Annotated in this window: 5 protein-coding genes and 1 pseudogene; 1 reads left to right on the top strand and 5 read right to left on the bottom strand. The window is 77.0% G+C overall.

Annotation, left to right across the window (positions count from 1 at the left end):
- The 3 genes and pseudogenes from ABZ885_RS35350 to ABZ885_RS35340 all read right to left on the bottom strand — a co-directional run.
- Nucleotides 1–389 (bottom strand): annotated as a pseudogene (locus tag ABZ885_RS35350) (hypothetical protein); the annotation flags it as partial.
- A gap of 42 nt (nt 390–431) precedes the next feature.
- Nucleotides 432–1,748, bottom strand: coding sequence for an MFS transporter (locus ABZ885_RS35345; protein WP_360198144.1), 1,317 nt, complete (start codon nt 1,746–1,748; stop codon nt 432–434).
- On the bottom strand, nt 1,745–2,248 hold the full coding sequence (locus tag ABZ885_RS35340; RefSeq protein ID WP_360198141.1) for a GNAT family N-acetyltransferase: 504 nt from the start codon (nt 2,246–2,248) through the stop codon (nt 1,745–1,747). The genes ABZ885_RS35345 and ABZ885_RS35340 overlap by 4 nt, the downstream gene beginning before the upstream one ends.
- Nucleotides 2,249–2,274: 26 nt before the next feature.
- On the opposite strand from ABZ885_RS35340, the gene ABZ885_RS35335 reads away from it, so the two are divergent.
- Nucleotides 2,275–2,823 carry a CGNR zinc finger domain-containing protein gene (locus ABZ885_RS35335; RefSeq protein ID WP_360198138.1) on the top strand — a complete coding sequence of 183 codons (549 nt, stop codon included), beginning with the start codon at nt 2,275–2,277 and terminating at the stop codon, nt 2,821–2,823.
- A 118-nt stretch (nt 2,824–2,941) separates the two neighbouring features.
- Here ABZ885_RS35335 and ABZ885_RS35330 read toward each other — a convergent pair whose 3' ends face one another.
- Nucleotides 2,942–3,979 (bottom strand): LacI family DNA-binding transcriptional regulator, encoded by a 1,038-nt coding sequence (locus ABZ885_RS35330; protein WP_360198135.1) that lies wholly within the window; start codon nt 3,977–3,979, stop codon nt 2,942–2,944.
- 266 nt (nt 3,980–4,245) lie between these two features.
- Nucleotides 4,246–4,775: SIS domain-containing protein (locus ABZ885_RS35325; protein WP_360198132.1), on the bottom strand; the 530-nt coding region annotated here is incomplete at its 5' end.

Raw genomic sequence — 4,775 nt, 5'->3', positions numbered from 1 at the left:
CCGTCCGGGGCGGAGCCGGCCGGTTCCGACGGTGCCGGGCTCTCCGTGGCCGGTGCGGCCGGTGCGTCCGTCGGGGCCGGCGGTGGTGCGGCCGGTGACGGGCTTTCCGCCGTCGGCGACCCGGTCGTCGGGGCCGCCGCGGAGGGCGTACTGCTCGCCGACACCGACGGAGTGTCCGCGGGAGCGGAGCCGGCGGCCCCGGACTCGTGCGAGCCGGCCAGGAGCAGCCCGCCGGCCCCGGCCAGCCCCAGCAGGCAGAGCCCGGCGACGCCGAGGGCGCGACGCCGGCCCCGGGCCACGGCGTCCTCCGGCGGCCCGTCCTGCCGCCCGTCCGTGCTGACGTGCGGCTCGTCCGTACCCGCGTGCTGCTCGTCCGTGCCGTCCTGCATGAGGCCCTGTCCTGTCGATCATCCGTCTGAACTGCGCGGATGCTAGCAGCGGGCGCACACGTCCGCTCCGCCGGGCCCGCCCGACCCGGGGCGGGAGCGCCCGGCGCGGAGGGCGAACGCCAGGGCCAGGGCGGTCACCGTCGTGAGCGCTCCCCACGCCGGACCGTAGCCGTGCGTGGCGTCCTTGAGCAGTCCGAGGGCGGGCGGGGCCAGGACGACGGCGATCTGCGTGACGGCCATGGCGAGGCCGAGGGCGAACCCGGTCCGGTCCGGCGGCGCGGACTCGGCGACACAGGCGACCCACGGACCGTACCAGCCGATGCCGAAGAACCCGAGCCAGGCGAACAACAGGCAGGCCGCCACGGGTGATTGGCCCGCGGGTGTGGCCAGCAGCGCCATCCCGGCGATCACCGCGGCCATGCTCGCCCGGACCGGCGCGTACCGCCCGGTGCGGCAGCGGTCGCTCCAGGCGGCCAGGCCGATCCGGCCGGCCATGCCCGCGACCTGCGTCACCACGAGGACCAGCGCGGCCGGACCGGGGGCGAGCGCCGTCACGTCGTGCAGATGGAGCGCGCCCAGGACGCCGAGGCCGCACTGCACCGTGACCATGCTCGTCCCGGACAGCACGATCCTCACCATGTCCGGCTCGCCCAGCAGCCGGAGTCGGGAGCGGAGCGGGGGCGCGCCGTCTGCGGCGGGCGGTCGGCGGCCGGGCGGCCTGCTCGGCGGGGTGGGCGGCCGGCGGTAGCAGCCCATGAACAGGCAGGCTCCCGCCAGTGCGACGAGCGCACCGGTCAGGAGTGCCGCCCTCCGGCCGAACTCCTCGGCGAGGCAGGGCAGGAGAGCCGAGGCCAGCGCCCCGCCCAACGGCAGGCCGGCCTGGCGGACGCCCATCGCGAAGCCTCGCCGGTCCGCGTCGAACCAGGCCGCCACCGACTTGCTCCCGCCGGGCTGCGCGGTGCTGTACCCGGCGCCGACGACCAGCAGGGCGAGCAGCAGCGCCGGGTAGCCCGGCGCCAGACTGCCTCCGGCCAGCCCGAGCGCGACGACCAGGGCCCCGACCCCGACGACCCAGCGCTCGTCATGGCGGTCCAGCAGCTCGCCCGCCACCAACAAGCCGACCAACGGCACGAGTTGGGCGGACGAGAGGAGCAGCCCCAGTTGCGCCGTGCTGAGCTGCAGGTCGCGCTGGAGCTGGACGCCCATCGCGCCGACCCCCTGTACGAAGAAGCAGGAGGCGGCCTGGGTGAACGTGGCGACGCCGAGGACGACCCACCGGTACCGCCCCGGTGACTGCCGGGTCGGTACCGTGGCGTCAACTGGTCCGGCCCCGTGCTTCGGCGGGGTGTGGACGCTCACGGTCGCCGGTACAGGGCCGGGTCCGGGTGGTCGGTGAAGCCGAGCTCGCGGTAGAGCGGCTCGCCGTCGTGGGAGGCGTACAGGTCCACGCGGGCGACGTCCTGCTCGCGGAACCAGCCGAGCAGGCCCTGCATGATCGCGCGGCTGTGGCCGCGCCGCCGGTACGCGGGGGCGGTGACGACGCCGATCACCAGCCCGACCCGGCCGTTGCGCAAGTGCGGGCCGGGCAGGCGTTCTTCGACGGAGCCGATGCCGCACGCGGCCAGGCCGTCGCCGTCCTCGCCGTCCACGACGAGGGCCCGCATCGTTCCGGCGGCGATCCGCTCCTCCAGCACTCCGGCCAGCGCGTCGCGCCAACCGCCGTCCGCCGACGACGGGTTGAAGTACTCGCCGCCGAGCGTCTCGAACAACAGCGCGCGCAGCCGGACGAGTTCCGGGACATCGCCCGCCACGGCCGGCCGTACCGGCACCTGAACAAGGTTCCTGAGGGGGTGACTCATGCCGACCAGCCTGCTGTCATGGTCTTATGCACCTCAACCCTTACGGCGAGGATGCCGTCAACCTGGCCGCGGAGCTGGCCAATTGCCGCCCGAAGACCGCCGGGGAACTCGCCCGGCGCTGCCGGGCCGCCGGACTGCAGGTGGACGGCCCGTTCGGCCCGGCCGACCTGGACCGGGCCCGGTCCCTGCTGGACGCGTGGGAACGCGTGGTCGACGCCCCCGACGAGCGCACCCGCGCCGCCCTGCTCAACCGCATGCTGGCCGACTCCGCCGACCACCCGCGGCTCACCGACCACGCCGGCGACGGCTGGCACCTGCACTACCGCGACGACCGCCGGTCGCCCGGCGCGCTGCTCGGCTCCCTGATCGCCGTCGGCACCGCCCTTCACCTGGTCGGACGCGGCATGCACCGCCTCGGCCGCTGCGCCGTGGCCGACTGCAGCACGATCTTCGCCGACACCACCCGCACCGGCCGCCGCCGCTACTGCTCCCACCGCTGCGCCAACCGCGACGCCGTCCGCCGCCACCGCGCCCGTCGCAACGCGGCGGGGGACCGCGCCGGATCCCGCACGTAGCGGGACCGGCTCGCCGGGAGCCCGCCGTACGCCGCCGCGGCCCCGGCGGGGTCACCGGCCGGACCCGGCCCGCTGCGGTCGGGCCCGGCCCGCCGAGGTCATGGCCGGTCCGCCGGGGTCAGGCCCGGTCGCCGCCGGGCGGGCAGCCGCAGGAACGGCGGACGACCATCCGGGCGGGGAACGTCCGGGCGCCCGCCGGTGCGGGCTCCTCGTCCTCGCGGGCCTTGAGCACCAGGTCGACGGCGGCGCGCGCCATCTCGTCCTGGGCGGTGGCGACCGTGGTGAGCGGCGGCCCGGCGATGACGGCCTCCGCGATGTCGTCGAACCCGGCCACCGCGAGGTCCTCCGGCACCCGGATCCCCAGGTCGTCGGCGGCCCGCAGCAGGCCGATGGCCTGGTCGTCGGTGGTGCAGAAGACGGCGGTCGGGCGGTCGGCGCGGGCCAGCAGCGCGAGCGCCTCGGCATGCGCCCGGACCCGGTCGAACGGCGCGGGGACGAGGCGTCCCTCGGTCGGCAGCCCGGCCTCGGCGAGGGCCGCCGCCCAGCCGGCGGTCCGCGCCGTCACCGGGTCGTTGGCGCTGAGGGCGAACGTCCCGCCGAAGCAGTGCACCGCGGCGTGGCCGTGCTCCAGCAGGTGCCGCACCACCTCCTGCGCCCCGCCCTCGTCGTCCGCGACGACGGCCACCCCGCTCTCGGTCTCGGCCCGGTGGTGCAGCAGGACGACGGGCGTGCCGTCGCCGGCGTCGGTGCCGGCCACGCCGGGGACGGACGGGTCCTGGGTGACCAGGATCAGGCCGTCCACCTGCATCCCGAGGAACGCCCGGATGTAGTGGGCCTCCCGCTCGTCGGCGTAGTCCGAGTTCCCGATCAGCAGCAGCCGGCCGCGCTCCGCCGCCGCCTGCTCGACCATGTGCGCGAGGCCGGCGAAGAACGGCTGCCGGGCGTCCGGGACCACCATGCCGATCAGGTTGGTCCGGCGCCGGGCCATCGCCTGCGCGACCCGGTTCGGCCGGTACCCGAGCTCCTCGACCGCGGCGAGCACCCGCGCCCGGGTCGCCGCCGCCACCGGCCGCGGCCCGTCGTTGATCACATAGCTGACGACCGCGGTGGACGTCCCCGCCGCCCTCGCCACATCGTCCCGCGTCACCCTCACCATGCCAGCGAGCCTACACACCGCCACTGACCGGACGACCTGGGATTCTCCCGGCCGGAGCGCGGAGCGGGCTTCGAAGCGGCGAGCGGGAGCCGGACCGGAGGCAGGATTCGGAGCGCAGGGCGGGCCCGGCGGGGCGCACCGGGCCCGGAGGGCGCGTCGGGGCGCGGGCGGGGCGCACGGGCCGGAGGTGGCGCGGCCGGTCTGGGGCGGCCGGCGCGCGGTGGTCGGTACGTGGCGGCCGGCACGCGGTGGGTCGGTGCGCGCGGTCAGTACGCGTGGTCCGCCGTCACGTCCGCCGACAGGTTCAGCGCCCGTTCCGCGGCGCCCCCGCGCAAGCCCATCAGGGTCAGCGTGAGGGCGTCGAGCACCACCAGGTGCGCGATCCGGCTGGCGGTGGTCTCCAGGCCGAACACGACGTCCTGGCCGCCGGCGACCAGGGTGTGGGTGGCCGCCTCGCTGAGCGGGGAACGGGCGTAGCTGGTGAGGGCGATCACGGGCGCGCCGGCGTCCCGGGCGCGGCGGGCGGTGTCGACCACGGTGCGCGTCGCGCCGGTGTGGCTGACGGCCAGGCAGGCGGAGGTCGGCAGGAGCCCGGCGGCGGCGAGCTGGGCGGTGAGCGGGTCGGCGGGGGCGTCGACCCGGAGGCCGAGGGCGCGCAGGCGGTAGGCGGCGTCCAGGACGACGGCGCCGGAGAGGCCCGCGCCGACGACCACGACGTGGTCGGCGGCGGCCAGCACCTCGGCGGCGGCGCGCAGGCCGTCGGCGCTCAGGGTGGTGGCGATGCCGTCGAGCGCCT

The sequence above is a fragment of the Kitasatospora sp. NPDC047058 genome (assembly GCF_040643935.1).
Taxonomy (GTDB): Bacteria; Actinomycetota; Actinomycetes; order Streptomycetales; family Streptomycetaceae; genus Kitasatospora.
Note: the sequence above shows the minus strand (reverse complement) of the source record. Positions and strands in the feature narration are given on the sequence as shown.

Bases quoted from the DNA above. Each gene is read 5' to 3' on its own strand.
- ABZ885_RS35340 (WP_360198141.1), bottom strand. From the start codon at position 2,248: ATGAGTCACCCCCTCAGGAACCTTGTTCAGGTGCCGGTACGGCCGGCC.
- ABZ885_RS35335 (WP_360198138.1), top strand. From the start codon at position 2,275: ATGCACCTCAACCCTTACGGCGAGGATGCCGTCAACCTGGCCGCGGAG.
- ABZ885_RS35330 (WP_360198135.1), bottom strand. From the start codon at position 3,979: ATGGTGAGGGTGACGCGGGACGATGTGGCGAGGGCGGCGGGGACGTCC.